Origin of the sequence: Actinomadura alba (assembly GCF_014323705.1) — a bacterium.
Lineage (GTDB): Bacteria > Actinomycetota > Actinomycetes > Streptosporangiales > Streptosporangiaceae > Actinomadura_C > Actinomadura_C alba.
In genome coordinates this window covers 11558-28821 of sequence record NZ_JABVEC010000032.1, presented here as the reverse complement: position 1 = coordinate 28821, position 17264 = coordinate 11558, and the positions used below count along the sequence as shown (strand labels likewise).

15 protein-coding genes are annotated in these 17264 nt (G+C 71.6%); 12 read left to right on the top strand and 3 right to left on the bottom strand.

Features of this window, described 5'->3' with window-relative positions; genetic code table 11:
• Positions 1-22 precede the first annotated feature (22 nt).
• Genes HKK74_RS30650 through HKK74_RS30620 form a run of 7 tightly spaced genes read left to right on the top strand, consistent with a single transcriptional unit; the run spans position 23 to position 7117 of the window.
• On the top strand, positions 23-1171 hold the full coding sequence (locus HKK74_RS30650; RefSeq protein WP_187246878.1) for an inositol-3-phosphate synthase: 1149 nt from the start codon (positions 23-25) through the stop codon (positions 1169-1171).
• Complete coding sequence (locus HKK74_RS30645; protein WP_187246877.1) at positions 1168-2076, top strand: SCO3242 family prenyltransferase; 909 nt, start codon at positions 1168-1170, stop codon at positions 2074-2076. Before HKK74_RS30650 ends, HKK74_RS30645 begins: the two co-directional genes overlap by 4 nt.
• Positions 2073-2966, top strand: coding sequence for a sugar phosphate isomerase/epimerase family protein (locus HKK74_RS30640; RefSeq protein WP_187246876.1), 894 nt, complete (start codon positions 2073-2075; stop codon positions 2964-2966). The genes HKK74_RS30645 and HKK74_RS30640 overlap by 4 nt, the downstream gene beginning before the upstream one ends.
• 4 nt (positions 2967-2970) lie before the next feature.
• Positions 2971-3675, top strand: coding sequence for an EboA domain-containing protein (locus HKK74_RS30635; protein WP_187246875.1), 705 nt, complete (start codon positions 2971-2973; stop codon positions 3673-3675).
• Positions 3676-3680: 5 nt separating this feature from the next.
• Positions 3681-4544: a TatD family hydrolase gene (locus HKK74_RS30630; protein ID WP_187246874.1), complete on the top strand. Its 864-nt coding sequence runs from the start codon at positions 3681-3683 to the stop codon at positions 4542-4544.
• 9 nt (positions 4545-4553) lie between these two features.
• On the top strand, positions 4554-5753 hold the full coding sequence (gene eboE / locus HKK74_RS30625; protein WP_187246873.1) for a metabolite traffic protein EboE: 1200 nt from the start codon (positions 4554-4556) through the stop codon (positions 5751-5753).
• A complete protein-coding gene (locus HKK74_RS30620; RefSeq protein WP_187246872.1) occupies positions 5750-7117 on the top strand; it encodes an alkaline phosphatase family protein in 1368 nt (455 codons plus the stop codon). The genes eboE and HKK74_RS30620 overlap by 4 nt, the downstream gene beginning before the upstream one ends.
• Positions 7118-7196: 79 nt before the next feature.
• Here the strand turns inward: HKK74_RS30620 and HKK74_RS30615 are convergent, their stop codons facing one another.
• Positions 7197-8069 carry an enoyl-CoA hydratase/isomerase family protein gene (locus HKK74_RS30615; protein WP_187246871.1) on the bottom strand — a complete coding sequence of 291 codons (873 nt, stop codon included), beginning with the start codon at positions 8067-8069 and terminating at the stop codon, positions 7197-7199.
• A gap of 79 nt (positions 8070-8148) precedes the next feature.
• Positions 8149-9048, bottom strand: a complete 900-nt coding sequence (locus HKK74_RS30610; protein WP_187246870.1) for an SDR family oxidoreductase — start codon at positions 9046-9048, stop codon at positions 8149-8151.
• Positions 9049-9258: 210 nt separating this feature from the next.
• Here HKK74_RS30610 and HKK74_RS30605 point away from each other — a divergent pair, with 210 nt between their 5' ends.
• A complete protein-coding gene (locus HKK74_RS30605; protein ID WP_187246869.1) occupies positions 9259-10341 on the top strand; it encodes an NAD(P)H-dependent amine dehydrogenase family protein in 1083 nt (360 codons plus the stop codon).
• A gap of 104 nt (positions 10342-10445) precedes the next feature.
• Here the strand turns inward: HKK74_RS30605 and HKK74_RS30600 are convergent, their stop codons facing one another.
• A complete protein-coding gene (locus HKK74_RS30600) occupies positions 10446-11198 on the bottom strand; it encodes a DedA family protein (RefSeq protein ID WP_187246868.1) in 753 nt (250 codons plus the stop codon).
• 283 nt (positions 11199-11481) lie between these two features.
• On the opposite strand from HKK74_RS30600, the gene HKK74_RS30595 reads away from it, so the two are divergent.
• The 4 genes from HKK74_RS30595 to HKK74_RS30580 all read left to right on the top strand — a co-directional run bounded on the left by HKK74_RS30595 (position 11482) and on the right by HKK74_RS30580 (position 17200).
• A complete protein-coding gene (locus HKK74_RS30595; RefSeq protein ID WP_312881946.1) occupies positions 11482-15222 on the top strand; it encodes a multifunctional oxoglutarate decarboxylase/oxoglutarate dehydrogenase thiamine pyrophosphate-binding subunit/dihydrolipoyllysine-residue succinyltransferase subunit in 3741 nt (1246 codons plus the stop codon).
• A 97-nt stretch (positions 15223-15319) separates the two neighbouring features.
• Entirely contained in the window at positions 15320-15499 is a 180-nt protein-coding gene (locus HKK74_RS30590) for a DUF6104 family protein (protein WP_187246866.1), read from the top strand.
• A gap of 127 nt (positions 15500-15626) precedes the next feature.
• The gene (locus tag HKK74_RS30585) at positions 15627-16457 is read left to right on the top strand and encodes a DUF4097 family beta strand repeat-containing protein (RefSeq protein WP_187246865.1); all 831 of its coding nucleotides are present in this window, start codon (positions 15627-15629) and stop codon (positions 16455-16457) included.
• Positions 16457-17200 carry a PadR family transcriptional regulator gene (locus HKK74_RS30580; protein ID WP_187246864.1) on the top strand — a complete coding sequence of 248 codons (744 nt, stop codon included), beginning with the start codon at positions 16457-16459 and terminating at the stop codon, positions 17198-17200. Before HKK74_RS30585 ends, HKK74_RS30580 begins: the two co-directional genes overlap by 1 nt.
• Positions 17201-17264: the final 64 nt, after the last annotated feature.

Below are 17264 nucleotides of genomic sequence, written 5' to 3'. Positions count from 1 at the left end.
CGGATCGATGGGAGTTGCCGCGATGGGGCGTACTGGGGTGTGGCTGGCCGGTGCCCGTGGATCGGTGGCGACCACCGCGATCACGGGCGCGCTGGCGATCCGCGCGGGACTCGCCGACCGCATCGGCATGGTCTCGGACGTGCCCGGCTTTCCGGCCGCCGACCTGCCCCTCCTCGCCGACCTCGTCTTCGGCGGTCACGACCTCTCCGGGATTCCGCTCGGCAAGCGGGCGGAACGACTCGCGCAGGCCGGCGTGATCCCGGCCGGGCTGCCCGCGCGCCTGGCCGACGAGCTGGCCGCCGTCGACGCCGACATCGTCACCGGCGGCGCCGACGGCCGGACCCGGCACCCCGCCGAGACCCTGCGGCGGCTCTCCGCCGACATCACCGCCTTCCGCGAGCGGCATGGGCTGGACCGGGTGGTCGTCGTGAACGTCGCGTCCACCGAGCCGCCCACGCCCGCCCGGCCCGAGCACGCCACGCTCGACGACCTCACCCGCGCGATCGCCCACGGCACGATGGTGTTGCCGGCGAGCGCCTGCTACGCCTACGCGGCCTTCGACACGGGCTGTGGCCATGTCGACTTCACACCGTCCGTCGGAGCGCGGCTGCCGGCCCTCTCCGAGCTCGCTCGGGTACGCGCCGTCCCGTACGCGGGAAGCGACGGCAAGACCGGCGAGACCCTGCTCAAGGCGGCGCTCGCTCCCATGTTCGCCGGCCGGCACCTGCGCGTGGGCTCCTGGTCGGGGACCAACCTGCTCGGGGGCGGTGACGGCGCCAACCTCGCCGACCCGGCGACGGCCGCGAGCAAGCTCGAGTCCAAGCGCCGGCTGGTCGACGAGACGCTCGGTTACCCCGTCGAGGGGCCTCTCCACATCGACTACGTGGCCGACCTCGGCGAGCAGAAGACCGCGTGGGACCACGTGACGTTCCAGGGCTTCCTCGGTGCCCGCATGACCCTGCAGTTCACCTGGCAGGGCTATGACTCGGCCCTCGCGGCTCCGCTCGTACTCGACCTGGCGCGGTTCGTCGCGGCGGCGCACGCCGCCGGCCGGGCGGGACCGCTGCCCGAGCTGGCCTACTTCTTCAAGGACCCGATCGGAACGCCCGTGCACGATCTGGCGGCGCAGTACGACATGCTCCACGCCTTCGCGACCCGGGGGTACGCATGAGCGGGCCCGAGGAGCGTCCCGGCCGGGCGGGGCGGAAGAACACCGTGCGGGATCTGGTCGAGCTGGTGCGCGCCCCCGCGGCGCTGTCGGTACCGGGCGACATCCTGTGCGGAGCGACGGCGGCCGGTGTGCCGCACAGCCCCCGGACCGCGGCGATCGCGTCCTCCGCCGTCTGCCTCTACTGGGCCGGCATGGCGCTCAACGACTTCGCCGACCGGGAGGTCGACGCCGCCGAACGACCGGAACGGCCGATCCCGTCCGGACGGGTGCGGCCGGGCACCGCACTGGCCGTCGCCTCCGTGCTGACCGGGGCCGGGCTCGCGTTCGCCACCGCCGGCGGCGGCCGGCGGGCGCTCCGGTTCGCGCTTCCGCTGACCGCCGCGATCTGGGGTTATGACCTCAGGTTGAAGTCGACCCGCGCCGGGCCGGCCGCCATGGCCGCGTGCCGGGGGCTCGACGTCATGCTCGGCGCGAGCACCGGCCGGGCGCGCGCCGCGGTGCCCGCCGCGCTCGCCGTCGGCACCCACACGTACGCCGTCACCCTGCTCAGCCGCAGCGAGGTCAGCGGCGCCACTCCCCGGCAGGTCGGGCGGGCTGCCACGATCGGCGGGCTCGCCATGCCCGTCGTGATCGCTGAGATCGTCGCCGGACGCCGCGATGGCGGCGCCGCGGCGGCGGCGGGGCTGCTCGGCCGTTATGTCACCTCGGTCGGCGGCGCGCAGCTTGCGGCGGCGCGGCGGCCGAACGCCGAGCGCGTTCGCCAAGCCGTCGGCGCCGGCATCCTCGGCCTGATCCCGCTGCAGGCCTCGCTCACCGCCGCGAGGGGACGGCCGGTCACCGCGCTGGCCCTGGCGGCGGTGCATCCCCTCGCCCGCCGACTCGCCCGGAAGGTGTCGGCTACATGACCCTGCGTTTCGGCTATGGCACCAACGGGTTCGCCGACCACCGGCTCGACGACGCGCTCGCCGTGATCGCCGGTCTCGGGTACGACGGTGTCGCGCTGACCCTCGATGTCCGGCACCTCGACCCGTTCGCGGCCGACCTGCCCAAGGCGGTCGAGCAGGTCGCGGCGCGGCTCGGGGCCCTCGACCTGTCCGTGGTGGTCGAGACGGGGGCCCGCTACCTGCTCGATCCCTGGCACAAGCACCAGCCCACGCTGGTGTCCGAGGTCGCCGAGCCGCGCGTCGACCTGCTGATCCGGGCCGTGCGCATCGCGGCCGACCTCGGCGCTCAGGCGGTCTCGTTCTGGAGCGGGACCGCGAGCGATCACGCCCCGGACGGGGTGCTCTGGGACCGGCTCGTCCGCGGGACCGCTGAGGTGGTGCGGGAGGCCGACCGGAGAGGGGTGATCCTGGCGTTCGAGCCCGAACCCGGCATGTTCATCGACACCATCGACCGCTTCGAGCGCCTCGCGGGCCTGCTGGGCGACCCGGACCACTTCGGGATCATGCTCGACATCGGGCACTGCCGCTGCCTGGAGCCGTGGCCGGTCGAAGACTGCGTGCGGCGGGCCGGTCCGCGGCTCGCGGGCGTGCAGATCGACGACATGCGGCGTGGCGTGCACGAACACCTGGAGTTCGGGACCGGTGAGATCGACTTCCCCCCGGTACTGGACGCGCTCGTCGAGGTGGACTACGGCGGCCTGGTGGCCGTGGAACTGCCCCGGCACAGTCACGCGGCTCCCGCGATCGCCCAGCGGTCGATCGAGTTCCTCAAGGCCGCCGAAGGGAACGCGGAAGAGAACGCCGAAGGGAGGCAGGGGCGGCCCCCGCCCCGGCGACGTGATGACACATGACGAGATGACACACGACCAGACGGTGGCGCGCGACGGAGCGCGCGAGGCGCTCCTCTCCGCGCTGGAGCCGCACCTGTCACCCGGCGCGGCCGGGTGGCTGAGTGAGGCGCGCGAGCGGATCGCCGCCGCCCCCGAGGCGGCGGCGACGGCGCTGCCGGCCGTCGGCCGGAGATGCGGCCGCGGCCCGCTCAGAGCCGAGGGCACCGGATGGGACGGGTGGAGCGTCGACGACGCGGCCAGAGTGGTGCTGCTGCTGGAGCTGCCGTGCACGGGCGACGCGCTCGCGGCCCGGCTGACCGACCTCTACCGGTACGGCGACGCGGCGGAGCGCCGCGGTGTGCTGCGCGCACTCGCCGTCCTCGACGCCGAACTCGGCGACGGCGCGCTGCCGCTGGTGCACGACGCGCTGCGCACCAACGACACCCGGCTGGTCGCCGCGGCGCTCGGCCCGTACGGCGGAGCACGGCTGGCCGACCACGCCTGGCGGCAGGCCGTGCTCAAGTGCGTGTTCGTGGGCGTTCCGCTGGCCGTGGTGGACGGTCTGGCCCGGCGCGCCGACGCCGAGCTGGCCCGGATGATGGCCGACTACGCCCGCGAGCGGACCGCCGCCGGCCGCGACGTGCCGCCCGACGTGGCCGGGTTCCTCGACCCGCCGACCGCCGGCACACGGTCCCCCGAATCCCCCGAATCCCCCGACCAGAAGGTCTAGGCCCGATGCGCATCTTCGACCCGCACATCCACATGTCATCGCGGACCACCGACGACTACGAGCGGATGCACGCCGCCGGAGTGCGCGCGCTGGTCGAGCCCGCGTTCTGGCTCGGCCAACCGCGCACCTCGGTGGGCAGCTTCGTCGACTACTTCGACGGCCTGGTCGGCTGGGAGCCGTTCCGCGCCGCCCAGTTCGGAATCCGGCACCACTGCACCATGGCGCTCAATCCGAAGGAGGCCGGCGACCCGCGCTGCCGCCCGGTCCTCGAGCTGCTGCCGCGCTATCTGGAGAAGGACGGCGTGGTCGCGGTGGGCGAGGTGGGTTACGACTCGATGACCCCCGAGGAGGACGAGGTGTTCGCCCACCAGCTCGCCCTCGCCGTCGACCACGACCTGCCCGTCCTCGTCCACACCCCGCACCGCGACAAGGCCGCGGGCACCCGCCGCTCGCTCGACGTGGTGCGCGAGTCGGGCATCGCGCCAGAGCGCGTGGTGATCGACCATCTCAACGAGGTCACCGTCGGCCTGGTCGCCGACAGCGGCTGCTGGATGGGGTTCTCCATCTATCCGGACACCAAGATGGACGAGGACCGCATGGTCGCGATCCTGCGTGAGCACGGCACCGAGCGGATGCTGGTCAACTCCGCGGCCGACTGGGGCCGCAGCGATCCGCTGAAGACCAGGCGGACCGGCGAGGCCATGCTGGCGGGCGGGTTCACCGACGCCGACGTCGACCAGGTGCTGTGGCACAACCCGGTGGCGTTCTACGGCCAGAGCGGCCGCCTGGTGCTGGACGTACCCGGCGAGCCGACCGACTCCGGCGCGCTGTTCGCCGGGAACTCGGTCTTGCGCGGCGGCCGGGCCTGAGGGGGCGGCGTGCGACTGCGGCATCCCGACGGGAGCACCGTCCATCTCGCCTACTGCGCCAACGTGCATCCCGCCGACGACCTGCCCGGCATCCTCGACCGGCTGGAACGCTTCGCGGTGCCGGTCAGGGAGCGGCTGGGCGTACCACGCCTGTCGGTCGGGTTGTGGCTGCCCCGGCCGGTCGCGGCCGGGCTCGCCGCCGACCCCGGGGCGGTCCGGCCGCTGCGCGCGGCGCTGGCGGCCGGCGGCCTCGAGGTGGTGACGCTCAACGGCTTTCCGTACGAGGGGTTCGGCCACGAGGTGGTGAAGACGGACGTGTACCTGCCGGACTGGGCCGACCCGGCCCGGCTCTCCTACACGCTCGACCTCGCCCGCGTGCTCACCGAACTGCTGCCGGCCGACGTGGCGCGGGGGAGCGTGTCGACCCTTCCGCTCGGCTGGCTGCCCTGGTGGGACGCGGGCAAGGCCGACGCCGCCCGGCGCAACCTGGACGCGCTCGCCGAGGGCCTGGCCCGGTTGGCGGCCGAGACCGGGCGGACCGTCCGGGCCGGCCTGGAGCCCGAGCCCGGGTGCGTCGTGGAGACCACCGCCGACGCGGTGGCGCACCTGTCCGGCCTCGACACCGACCGGGTGGGCATCTGCCTCGACGCCTGCCACCTGGCCGTGGCGTTCGAGGACCCCGACGCGGCACTGGCCCGGCTCGGCTCGGCCGGCCTGCCGGTCGTCAAGACGCAGGCCTCGGTGGCCCTGCACGCCGCCCGGCCCGGTGCGTCGCACGACGCCCTCGCGGCGTTCGCCGAACCGCGTTACCTGCACCAGACGCGGGCCCTGGTGGCGGGCGAGTTGCGCGGCGCCGACGACCTGCCGGGCGCCCTCGACGGCCGAGGACGGCTGCCGGGTGACACGCCGTGGCGGGTGCACTTCCACCTGCCGCTGCACGCCGACCCGCCCGGCCCGCTGACCGGAACCCGCGCGGAGCTGACCGGGACCCTGCGCGCGCTGCTGGCCGGGCCGGCCGCCCGGACCGACCACGTCGAGGTCGAGACCTACACCTGGTCGGTGCTCCCGGACGACGCGGTCGCCGCCGGGCGCCCGGGTGAACCGCCGGCCATGACCGCCGATGAGCGGCTGATCCGGGGGATCGCCGCCGAGCTGGACTGGACCCGCGACGAGCTCCTGAAGCTCGGCCTCGAAGAGGAGATCTCATGACGCCCCTGGTCGTGCTCGATGTCGTCGGCCTCACCCCCCGGCTGCTCCCCCACATGCCCAACCTGTCCAAGCTGGCCGCCGACGGGTTCCAGGCCGAACTCGGCACCGTGCTGCCCGCCGTCACCTGCACGGTGCAGTCCACCTTCCTCACCGGGACGCTGCCGCGCGAGCACGGCGTGGTGGGCAACGGCTGGTACTTCCGCGACCTCGGCGAGGTCCTGCTGTGGCGCCAGCACAACGCGCTCGTCCAGGGCGAGAAGGTGTGGGACGCGCTGCGCCGCGAGCGTCCCGGCTACACGGTCGCCAACGTCTGCTGGTGGTACGCCATGGGCGCCGCCACCGACTGGACGGTCACTCCGCGACCGGTCTACTACGCCGACGGCCGCAAGGAACCGGACTGCTACACCTGGCCGCCGTCGCTGCATGACCGGCTCACCGACCGGCTCGGCACCTTCCCCCTGTTCACCTACTGGGGACCCACAGCGGGCCTGCCCTCCTCGCGCTGGATCTGCGCGGCGGCCGAACTGCTGATCACCGAGGAGAGCCCCGACCTGACCCTGGTCTACCTTCCGCATCTCGACTACGACCTGCAGCGATGGGGGCCGGACGACCCGCGCGCGGCTCAGGCGGCGGCCGACCTGGACGCCCTGCTCGGACCGCTGCTGGCCGCCGCGCGGCGCCGGGGCGCGACCACGGTGGCACTGTCGGAGTACGGCATCACCTCCGTGTCCCGTCCGGTGGAGATCAACCGGGCTCTGCGCCGCGCGGGCCTGCTCGAGGTGCACACCCAGGACGGGATGGAGTACCTCGATCCGTGGACGTCGCGGGCCTTCGCGGTCGCCGACCACCAGATCGCCCACGTCTACGTGCGCGACGACGCCGACCTGCCCCGGACGCGCGAGGTCCTCGCCGGGCTGGACGGCGTGGCGGAGGTCCTCGATTCCGGCGGCAAGGCCGAGCGGGGCCTCGACCACGAGCGGTCCGGGGACCTGGTCGCGCTCGCCGAGCCCGACGCCTGGTTCGCGTATTACTACTGGCTCGACGACGACCGCGCGCCGGACTTCGCCCGGCTCGTGGACATCCACCGCAAGCCCGGGTACGACCCCGCCGAGCTGTTCCTGAATCCGGCCGACCCTGCGGTGAAACTGAAGGCGGGTCTGGCCCTCGCCCGCAAGAAACTCGGCATGCGCTATCTGATGAGCGTGGTCGCGCTGAACGGCTCCGCTGTCCGCGGCAGCCACGGGCTGCTGCCCGCCGACCCCGCCGACGGCCCGGTGCTGCTCTGCTCCGACCCGTCGGCGGCCCGGGAGCGCTATCAGGCCACGGAGGTCAAGGACCTGCTGCTGAGGCTCGCCCGGGAGTGAGCCGCCGCACCGCGGCGGGTCGCGTGTGGACCGCCGGTTCGCTGCGGGGCCGCCGCGAACCGGCCGAGGGCGGTGGCGGTCAGCGGTCGCGGAACCGCGGAGTCCGCTTCTCCACCGCGGCGGCCGTTCCCTCGGCGAGGTCCTCGGTGAAGAAGGCCATCGTCTGGGTCCGGCTCTCCACGGCGAGGTGCTGGCGCAGCGTCGGACCGTCCAGCGACAGGTTGAGCAGTTCCTTGGTGTGCCGCAGCCCGTACGGCGACTTGGCCAGCAACTCGTCGGCGAGTTTCAGGGCGGCCGCCAGGTCGCCGTTCTCGCCGGTCACCTCGGTCAGCATGCCGAGCTCGTACGCCCGGGACGCGGAGAGCGTCTGAGCGCGGTAGAGGATCTCGGCCGCCCGGCCCGGTCCGACGACGCGGGGCAGCAGCCACGACAGCCCGACGTCCCCGCCGGACAGGCCGATGTTCAGGAACGGCGCGACGAACCGGGTCGACGGATCGGCGACGCGGAGGTCGCAGGCCAAGGCCAGCGAGATGCCCATGCCCACGACCGGCCCGTGCAATGCCGCGATCACGGGCTGCGGGATCTCCCGCAGCCTCGCCACGACCTCCCCGCCACGCGCGATGCCGCGGTAGATCTGCTGCGTCCTGCCCTCCGGCTCGGTCCCCGGCTGCGTCTCCGGCTCGGTCTCCGGCATCTCGCCGACCGCCGTCGTGCCGTCCGGTGGCCGGGCGGCCTCCCGTCCCGGATCGCCGCCCTTGATGTCCATCCCCGCGCAGAAGGCACGCCCCTGCCCGGTGAGGATCACGATCCGGGTGGCGGTGTCGGCCGTCAGCGCGTCGAGGGCCGTGTGCAGCTCTTCGACGAGGCCGGGCGTGACCGCGTTGAGCCGCTTCGGCCGGGCCAGCGTGAGCACGGCCACGCCGGCGCGCCGCTCGACGATGAGCTCCGCCATTTCCCTCCCAGGGACGGGCCGTCGCCGGCCCTGCCGGGCCGCCGCCGGCCCGAAGTCGGATCTGCAACCGGACCGTCGGCTATTTCAGCGCCTCGAACGTCGCGGACGTCTGCTCCCCGATGTTCTTCGGGACGATGTACGGGGTCTCCGCGTTGATCTGCTGCCAGTTGTCGCGTACGTCCTCGATGGTGAGACCGTCCTTCTTGGCGAAGCCAGGGCCCTCGGCGACGAAGACCCGCGCGATGCGGCCGCCCCCGACGGAGTAGGTCTCGCCGGTCACGTCGACGCTCTCGTGCGCCAGCCAGGCCACCAGCGGCGTGACGAGCTCGACACCCAGCTTGCCGGCGAACTCGGGCGGGAACAGGTCCTCGGTCATCCGGGTGTAGGCGACGGGCGCGATCGCGTTGACCTTGACGCCGTACTTGGCCCCTTCGAGCGCCAGCGTCTTGGTGAGACCGACCAGCCCCATCTTGGCGGCCGAGTAGTTGGCCTGGCCGAAGTTACCGAACAGGCCGGACGGCGACGACGTGTTGACCACGCGGCCGTACCCCTGGTCGCGCAGGTGCGACCAGGCGGCCCTCGCGACGAGGAACGAACCGCGCAGGTGCACGGCGATGACCGCGTCGAACTCCGCGGCGCTCATGTTCTTGACCGACCTGTCGCGCAGGATCCCGGCGTTGTTGACGACGATGTCGACCTTGCCGAAGGCGTCGAGGGCGCTCTGCACGATCCCCTGGGCGCCCTCTTCGGTCGCGACGTTCCCGGCGTCGGCGACCGCCTGCCCGCCGTTCTTGGTGATCTCGTCGACGACCTCCTGTGCCGGGCCGCTCGAAGCGCCGCCGCCGTGCACGTCGCCACCGAGATCGTTCACGACGACCTTCGCGCCCCGCGCGGCGAGTTCCAGCGCGTGCTGCCGGCCGAGCCCGTGCCCGGCGCCGGTGACGACCGCCACCCGCTCGTCGAACCGAAGTTCCGTCATACCGTGTCTCCTCATCGTCGGCGCCGGGTGGATGTCAGGCAACGCCCACGTTAACCACGTGGGATCACCCAGTGGTACCACCTAACCGAATCTCACTCGGTACCGGCTCTCGTGAGCGGAAAAAGTCAGATGCCGTGATTTCGCCGATAACCGGGAGGCAGGGCGGTAACGTCCATCACCATCGTGGATGCCGCACGGAGGAAGATCACCATGCGCTCAGCGGTCGAGGCCGCCGACGGGACAGCGCCGCGGTACCGCGTTGTCCAGTGGGCCACTGGAGCCGTCGGGCGCAGCGTGATCCGGGGGGTCATCGAGCGTCCCGAGTTCGAGCTCGCGGGAGTGCGCGTCTTCGACCCGGCGAAGGTCGGCGTCGACGCCGGGACGCTGGTGGGCAGGCCGCCGACCGATGTGATCGCCACCGACGATCCGAACGGGATCCTCGCGCTCGACGCCGACTGCGTGATCTACGCGCCGCTCATCGCGCAGTCCATCGGCGGGGATCCCCGCAAGGACCTGCACACGGTCTGCGAGCTGCTGGCCTCGGGGAAGAACGTCGTCAGCCTGGCCGGGATGCTGTACCCATACGCTCGCGGCCCGGAGTTCACCGCCGAGCTGGAACACGCCTGCAAGGCGGGTGAGACATCGGTGCTCGGCACGGGCGTCAACCCCGGGTTCACGACCGAGGTGCTGCCGCTCGTGCTGTCCGGTGTCTGCCAGCGCGTCGATCATGTCTACGTGCGCGAATGCGCCGACTTCTCCGGCCACCCGTCCCGCCTGCTCATCCATGAGATGGGCGGGCTCGGGAAGACCGAGGAGGCCTACCTCGAGGCCCTGCCGACCTACCGGGCCGCCATGCGCGACCTGTTCACCGAGAGCCTTCAGCTGGTCGGCGCGGGCCTCGGCGTCACGCTCGACCAGGTCGACGTCAGCCATGAGTACCTGCTCGCCGACGAGGACTTCGAGATCCAGGCCGTGCCGATTCCGCGGGGTACCGTCGCCGCCGGCCGCTGGACCTTCTCCGGGGTGGTGAGGGGCCGCCCGGTGGTGACCATCGAGTGCGTGCACAAGTCCGATGCGCGCCGGGTCACCGCCTGGGAGCGGCCGGGCTATGCCGTGCGCGTGCACGGGCGGCCCTCGATCACGCTGACCGCCGAGGAGGACTGGGTCTCCAACGGCATCACGGCCGCCGCCGCGTTCGCGTTGAACGCCGTCCCCGCCGTGTGCGGTGCGCCGGCCGGCATCCGCACGTTCCTCGATCTGCCGCTCCTCACCGGCCGCGCGGCCCGTTCCTGACGCGGCCCGTTCCTGACGGCGCGCGCCGGCGATCCTTCGGCGCGGATCACGGAGGTGGCGGGGCCGGCGCCCGCGGCCGTGAGATCACACCGCCCTCGGCGGGGTCAGCCGGCCTCCCCCGGCGCGTCCTCGACGATGCCCGTCGCGCGGTTCGCGGGGCTCGTGGCGCCGCTGGGACCGCGAACACCACCGACACCGCCGACCTCGTCGGACGCCGCATCGAGGATCTTGGCCGCGGCCCGCTCGCCCGTCGCCTCTCTGCGGTGCCTGCGCACGGACCAGACCACCGCGGCGGCGACGACCAGCACCGCCGCCGCGCCGGCCAGCCCCCTGCCCAGCAGCTGCGCGGTGTGCTCGAAGGCGGTGCCGAGGAAGAAGCCCCCGAGGGTGAACCCGACACCCCACACGATGCCGCCGATGGCGTTGAAGAGCAGGAATCTCCGGTACGGCAGCCGGGCACTGCCGGCGAGGGCCGGCATCAGCGCCCGCAGCAGGGCAGTGAATCGGCCGATGAAGACGGCGAAGGCGCCTCTCCTGCGGATCAGCGCCTGTGCCTTGTCGACCTTCGAGCGATGCCTTCGCATGGGACGGGTGTTCAGCACCCGAGTCCCGTACTTACGGCCGATCTCATAGCCCACCGAGTCGCCGACGATCGCCGAGACCACCACGATGATCAATAGCAGCGGAACCGAGAGCCGCCCCTGGCTGGCCAGCACGCCACCGACGATGATCGCGGTTTCCCCGGGGAAGACGAATCCGAAGAAGAGCGCCGCCTCGGCGAACACGAGCGCCGCGACGACGCCATAGATCAACGGCGAGGGCAGCCCCCGCACCAGGTCATTGAAGGTCTCGAGCATTACCGATCCGCCCCCCGCCGAAGAGCACAGGCACTGCGGGCAGCCTATCCGCGGGCGGCGGACCGGTCGCGGACGGGAGCGGAACGCACGGCGAGACGAGGGACGCCGCGGCCCCGCCGGCCCCTGATCCACGCGAACCGGACGCGACGCGCACGAAGATCATTGATAATCGGGGTTGTGCGGAGGTGTGACCGAGGGCATGCCTCGGCGCCTCCCGCAGGCGAGTAGCCTTGAGTCGATTTCAGAACCCACCTGCGAGCTGCGGAAGAGGGCGATCTCCGCCGTGTCGACCGAGTCGTCGCGCACCCCTGCCGACCTGAGCAAGGCCGATTTCGGCCCCAACGAGTGGCTGGTGGACGAGCTCTACCAGAAGTATTTGGAAGACCCGAATTCGGTCGACCGAGCCTGGTGGAACTTCTTCGCCGACTACCAGCCGGACTCACGTCCGGCCCTGAAGGCCACTCTCGATGCCGCCGCCGAACCGTCGGCCGCGCCACCGGCCGAGCCGGCCGCACCGGCCGCTCCCCCCGGTCTCCCCGGTCCCGCCGAGGGCGCGAAGCAGGCACCGGACAAGGCCGCCGCGAAGGCGCCCGCGAAGCCCGCCGAGAAGGCGCCCGCGAAGCCGGCCACCCCGGCGCCACAGGTGCCCACCGGTGCCGAACAGATACGCCTGAGGGGTGTGGCCGCCCGGACGGTCACCAACATGGAGGCGAGCCTGGAGGTGCCGACCGCCACCAGCGTGCGCGCGGTCCCCGCCAAGCTGCTGATCGACAACCGCATCGTGGCGAACAACCACCTCAAGCGCGGTCGCGGCGGCAAGATCTCCTTCACCCATCTCATCGGCTACGCCATCGTGCAGGCGCTCAAGGCGATGCCGGAGATGAACAACAGCTACGCCGAGGTCGACGGCAAGCCGGTCCTGGCCAAGCCCGAGCACATCAACCTCGGCCTGGCGATCGACCTGAAGAAGGACGATGGCCAGCGCCAGCTCGTGGTGCCGAACATCAAGGCCGCCGAGACCCTCGACTTCCGCCAGTTCTGGGCGGCCTACGAAGAGGTCGTCCGCAAGGCGCGCAACAACAAGCTGGCCATCGAGGACTACCAGGGCACCACGATCAGCCTGACCAACCCGGGCACGATCGGCACGGTGCACTCCGTGCCCCGCCTGATGCCGGGTCAGGGCTGCATCATCGGCGTGGGCGCGATGGAGTACCCCGCCGAGTACGCGGGCGCCTCACCGGACACCCTGTCCCGGCTCGCGATCAGCAAGATCATGACGCTGACGTCGACGTACGACCACCGGATCATCCAGGGCGCCCAGTCGGGTGACTTCCTGCGCCGGGTCCACCAGCTGCTCCTCGGCGAAGAGGGCTTCTACGACGAGATCTTCGAAGCGCTGCGGATCCCGTACGAGCCCGTACGGTGGGTGCCCGACATCAGCGCCACGCACGAGGACGACGTCGCCAAGATCGCGCGCGTGCACGAGCTGATCCACGCCTACCGGGTGCGCGGCCACCTCATGGCCGACACCGACCCGCTGGAGTACAACCAGCGCCGCCACCCCGACCTGGACATCCTCCAGCACGGGCTGACGCTGTGGGACCTCGAGCGCGAGTTCGCCACCGGCGGCTTCGGCGGCAAGCCCACCATGAAGCTGCGCGACATCCTCGGCGTGCTCCGCAACTCCTACTGCCGCACCGTGGGCATCGAGTACATGCACATCCAGGACCCCGAAGAGCGGGCCTGGATCCAGGACCGGGTCGAGGTGCCGCACGACAAGCCCTCGCGCGAGGAGCAGCTGCACATCCTGCGCCGGCTCAACAGCGCCGAGGCGTTCGAGACGTTCCTGCAGACCAAGTTCGTCGGGCAGAAGCGCTTCTCGCTCGAGGGCGGCGAGTCGCTGATCCCGCTGCTCGACTCGGTCATCACGGCCGCCGCCGAATGGCACCTCGACGAGGTCGTCATCGGCATGGCGCACCGCGGCCGGCTCAACGTGCTGGCCAACATCGTCGGCAAGTCCTACGGGCAGATCTTCGGCGAGTTCGAGGGCAACCTCGACCCGCGCAGCGCCCAGGGCTCCGGCGACGTGAAGTACCACCTGGGCGCCGGGGGCGACTTCGTCGGCCCCGACGGGGCCAAGATCCGCACTTCGCTCGTGGCCAACCCCTCGCACCTCGAGGCCGTCAACCCGGTCGCCGAGGGCGTCGCCCGCGCCAAGCAGGACATCCTGGACGTCGGTGAGGGCGGCTTCACCGTCCTCCCGGTCCTGCTCCACGGCGACGCGGCGTTCGCGGGCCAGGGCGTCGTCGCCGAGACCCTCAACCTGTCGCAGCTGCGCGGCTACCGCACCGGCGGCACCGTGCACATCGTGGTCAACAACCAGGTCGGCTTCACCACCGCGCCGGAGTACTCACGCTCGAGCGTCTACTGCACCGACGTGGCGCGGATGATCCAGGCGCCGATCTTCCACGTCAACGGCGACGACCCTGAGCAGTGCTTCCGGGTCGCCCAGCTGGCCTTCGAGTACCGGCAGGCGTTCAAGAAGGACGTCGTCATCGACCTGGTCTGCTACCGGCGACGCGGTCACAACGAGGCCGACAACCCCTCGTTCACCCAGCCGCTCATGTACGACCTGATCGACGCCAAGCGCTCGGTGCGCAAGCTCTACACCGAGGCGCTGATCGGCCGTGGCGACATCACCGTCGAAGAGGCCGAGCAGGCGCTGCGCGACTACCAGGAACAGCTGGAGCGGGCCTTCACCGAGACCCGCGAGGCGCTCAAGCGTCCCGCCGAGCCCGGTTCGGTGGTCAAGCCCGAGGCCGAGGAGCGGATTCCCGTCGACCACGCGTCGGTCGACAGCGCGATCTCGCAGGAGACGGTCAAGCGGGTCGTCGAGTCCCAGCTGAACCTGCCCCAGGGCTTCACCCCGCATCCGCGGCTGCAGCCGGTGCTGGGCCGCCGCGCACAGATGATCGAGGACGACGCGATCGACTGGGCGACCGGCGAGCTGCTCGCGTTCGGCTCTCTGCTGATCGACAACCACCCCGTCCGGCTGGTCGGCCAGGACAGCCGCCGGGGCACGTTCGGTCAGCGGCACGCGGTGCTCGTCGACCGCAAGACCGGCGAGGAGTACACCCCGCTCAAGCAGTTCGGCCAGGGCACCTCGAAGTTCTACGTGCACGACTCGCTGCTGTCGGAGTTCGCGTCCGTGGGCTTCGAGTACGGCTACTCGCTGGTGCGGCCGGACGCCCTGGTGGCCTGGGAGGCGCAGTTCGGCGACTTCGTCAACGGCGCCCAGTCGATCCTCGACGAGTTCATCTCGTCGGGCGAGCAGAAGTGGGGGCAGCGCTCGTCGGTCGTGCTACTGCTGCCGCACGGCTACGAGGGTCAGGGGCCCGACCACTCCTCGGCGCGCATCGAGCGCTTCCTGCAGCTGTGCGCCCTGGACAACATGACGGTGGTCTACCCGACCAACCCGGCGAACTACTTCCATCTGCTGCGCTGGCAGGTGCGGTCCGGGCGCCACAAGCCGCTGATCGTTTTCACGCCGAAGTCGCTGCTCAGGCACAAGGGCGCGACGTCGCCGACGTCGGCTTTCACCACGGGCGTGTTCCAGCCGGTGATCCCGGACGACGCGTCGATCGAGTCCTCGGGCGTCAAGCGGGTCCTGCTCACCTGCGGCAAGATCTACTACGACGTGATGGCGGCCCGCGAGAAGGCGATGGCCTCCGGACGGTCCGACACCGCGGTCGTCCGGGTCGAGCGCCTCTACCCGCTGCCGATCGATGAGATCAAGGCGGAGCTGGCGAAGTACCCCTCCGACGCCGAGATCGTCTGGGTTCAGGACGAGCCGAAGAACATGGGGGCGTGGCCGTTCATGGCCCTCGCGCTGCCGCCGCATCTCGACGGTCGTCAGCTCGCCCGTGTGTCCCGGCGGGCGAACTCCTCGCCCGCCGTCGGCTCGATCAAGCAGCACGAGATCGAGCAGAAGGCCCTGCTCGACCGGCTCTTCGGAGAGGCATAGCCCACCGGCCCTCTCCCTCGTCTCTCCGCCGTGATCTCGCGGGTCGTTCGGGCGAACGACCCGCGAGATCACGGCGGAGTCGTCTTCCGGAGGCACCATGTACTTCACCGACAGGGGCATCGAAGAACTCGCCGACCGGCGCGGCCCCGAGGAGGTGACCCTCGCCTGGATCGCGGAGCGGTTGCGCGAGTTCGTGGATCTCAACCCCGAGTTCGAGTCGCCCGTCGAACGCCTCGCCACCTGGCTGGCCCGCCTGGACGACGAGGACGAAGACTGACCGTAGTGACCGCGAGGGGTGCGCCCCGAGTCGCCGAGCGGAGCGAGGCGATTCAGCAGAGATTGACTTGGGCCAGACGCGATATATCGTTTTCTGGAGGGATCGTCGAGCGGGAAGGCTGGGCGTGATGGCGCGGTGGACGATCGAGGAGGCCACGAACCTCGACTTCGACGGGGTCGTCGCTCTCAAGGTGGTGCTGGTGAGCGGAAGCCTCTCCGTGCTCACCGGTGGCGAGAGACCCTCGGTCCGGGTGACGGACGTCCAAGGGCAGCCGCTGGAGATCGACCATGACGCCGGCATGCTCGGCATCACGCACCGCAACCCCCTCTGGGAGGGACTGCGCACCTGGCTGAACGGCCGGCGGTGCAGCGCCGACGTCACGGTGACCGTGCCGCCGGACTGTCCCGTTCAGGTCGATCTGGTCGGCGCCGACGCCGTCATCACCGGGCTGACCGCGGGTGTGTCGCTCAAGAGCGCCACCGGGGACGTCACCCTCGACGGCGTGACCGGGCACATCGCGGCCAACACGGTCTCCGGCGCGATCGAGGCCCAATGCCTCGACGGGACCGTCGACTTCATCTCCGTGTCCGGTGACCTCGGTCTGGCGGGCGGCTCGCTCGACCGGCTGACCGCGCGCTCGGTGAGCGGGCGGATCGCGGCCGACGTCGACCTGACCCCGAACGGCGGAATCCAGGCCAGCACGATCGCGGGAGAGGTGACGCTGCGGCTCCCCGCGTCGGTGTCGGCCCGGATCGGGATGAACACGGTGGGCGGCCGGATCGACAGCTCCTTCGCCGAGCTCGATCCGGCCGGTGGGGCGATGCCGAAGAACGTCACCGGCACCCTGGGGGACGGGGCGGGAGAGGTGACGGTCACGACGGTGTCCGGCGACATCACCTTGCTGAGCCGCCCGGCAAACTACGCTCGCCACCGCGGCGAGCCCGATGTGGAGGTTTGATGTCCCCCGTCTTTGGCCACGGCCGGCTGCGGCTCTACCTGCTGAAGCTGCTCGAGGAGAGCCCCCGGCACGGCTACGAGGTGATCCGCCTCCTGCAGGACCGGTTCCTCGGGGTCTACTCGCCCTCCCCCGGCACGATCTATCCCCGGCTGGCGCGGCTGGAGTCCGAGGGCCTCGTCACGCACGAGGTGATCAAGGGCAAGAAGGTCTACCAGCTCACCGGCAAAGGGCGGGCGGAGCTGGAACGGCGGATGGACGAGCTCGCCGAGCTCGAAGAGGAGATCTCCGCCTCGGCCCAGGAGTTCGCCCGCGGGGTGCAACAGGACGTTCGCAAGACCGTACGGTCGCTGCGCGAGGAGCTCACCCAGGCGGCGCGGGAGGTGCGCGACCAGGGGCGTACGACGGCCTGGACCTCCTGGAAGGACAGCACGGAGCGGCAGAAGGAGGAGTGGCGGCGGCAGAAGGGCCAGTGGCGCGAGCAGGGACAGGCGCTGAAGGACGAGCTGCGCCAGAACTGGGAGAACGCGTGGCGCTCGGTGTGGGGAGCGGACGCCGTCACGGGCGGCGGCGATCCCCGGCTCGAGTTCGAACAGACCCTGCGCAGGTTCGTCGAGGACGCCCGCACCGAGGCGTGGGGCGCCCACGCCGATGACGAGGCGCTGGCCGCCGCCCGCGCACTGCTCGACGAGACCTCCGAACGCCTGCGCACTGAGATCTTCCGAAACCCACCCGCCCTCGACTGACCACGCCAGGGGTGAGCACCCCGGCCACCCTCCACCGTGATCATGCACTTGAGCGCACCCGCCC

Bases quoted from the DNA above. Each gene is read 5' to 3' on its own strand.
- HKK74_RS30650 (WP_187246878.1), top strand. From the start codon at position 23: ATGGGGCGTACTGGGGTGTGGCTGGCCGGTGCCCGTGGATCGGTGGCG.
- HKK74_RS30645 (WP_187246877.1), top strand. From the start codon at position 1,168: ATGAGCGGGCCCGAGGAGCGTCCCGGCCGGGCGGGGCGGAAGAACACC.
- HKK74_RS30640 (WP_187246876.1), top strand. From the start codon at position 2,073: ATGACCCTGCGTTTCGGCTATGGCACCAACGGGTTCGCCGACCACCGG.
- HKK74_RS30635 (WP_187246875.1), top strand. From the start codon at position 2,971: ATGACACACGACCAGACGGTGGCGCGCGACGGAGCGCGCGAGGCGCTC.
- HKK74_RS30630 (WP_187246874.1), top strand. From the start codon at position 3,681: ATGCGCATCTTCGACCCGCACATCCACATGTCATCGCGGACCACCGAC.
- HKK74_RS30620 (WP_187246872.1), top strand. From the start codon at position 5,750: ATGACGCCCCTGGTCGTGCTCGATGTCGTCGGCCTCACCCCCCGGCTG.
- HKK74_RS30615 (WP_187246871.1), bottom strand. From the start codon at position 8,069: ATGGCGGAGCTCATCGTCGAGCGGCGCGCCGGCGTGGCCGTGCTCACG.
- HKK74_RS30610 (WP_187246870.1), bottom strand. From the start codon at position 9,048: ATGACGGAACTTCGGTTCGACGAGCGGGTGGCGGTCGTCACCGGCGCC.
- HKK74_RS30605 (WP_187246869.1), top strand. From the start codon at position 9,259: ATGCGCTCAGCGGTCGAGGCCGCCGACGGGACAGCGCCGCGGTACCGC.
- HKK74_RS30600 (WP_187246868.1), bottom strand. From the start codon at position 11,198: ATGCTCGAGACCTTCAATGACCTGGTGCGGGGGCTGCCCTCGCCGTTG.
- HKK74_RS30590 (WP_187246866.1), top strand. From the start codon at position 15,320: ATGTACTTCACCGACAGGGGCATCGAAGAACTCGCCGACCGGCGCGGC.
- HKK74_RS30585 (WP_187246865.1), top strand. From the start codon at position 15,627: ATGGCGCGGTGGACGATCGAGGAGGCCACGAACCTCGACTTCGACGGG.
- HKK74_RS30580 (WP_187246864.1), top strand. From the start codon at position 16,457: ATGTCCCCCGTCTTTGGCCACGGCCGGCTGCGGCTCTACCTGCTGAAG.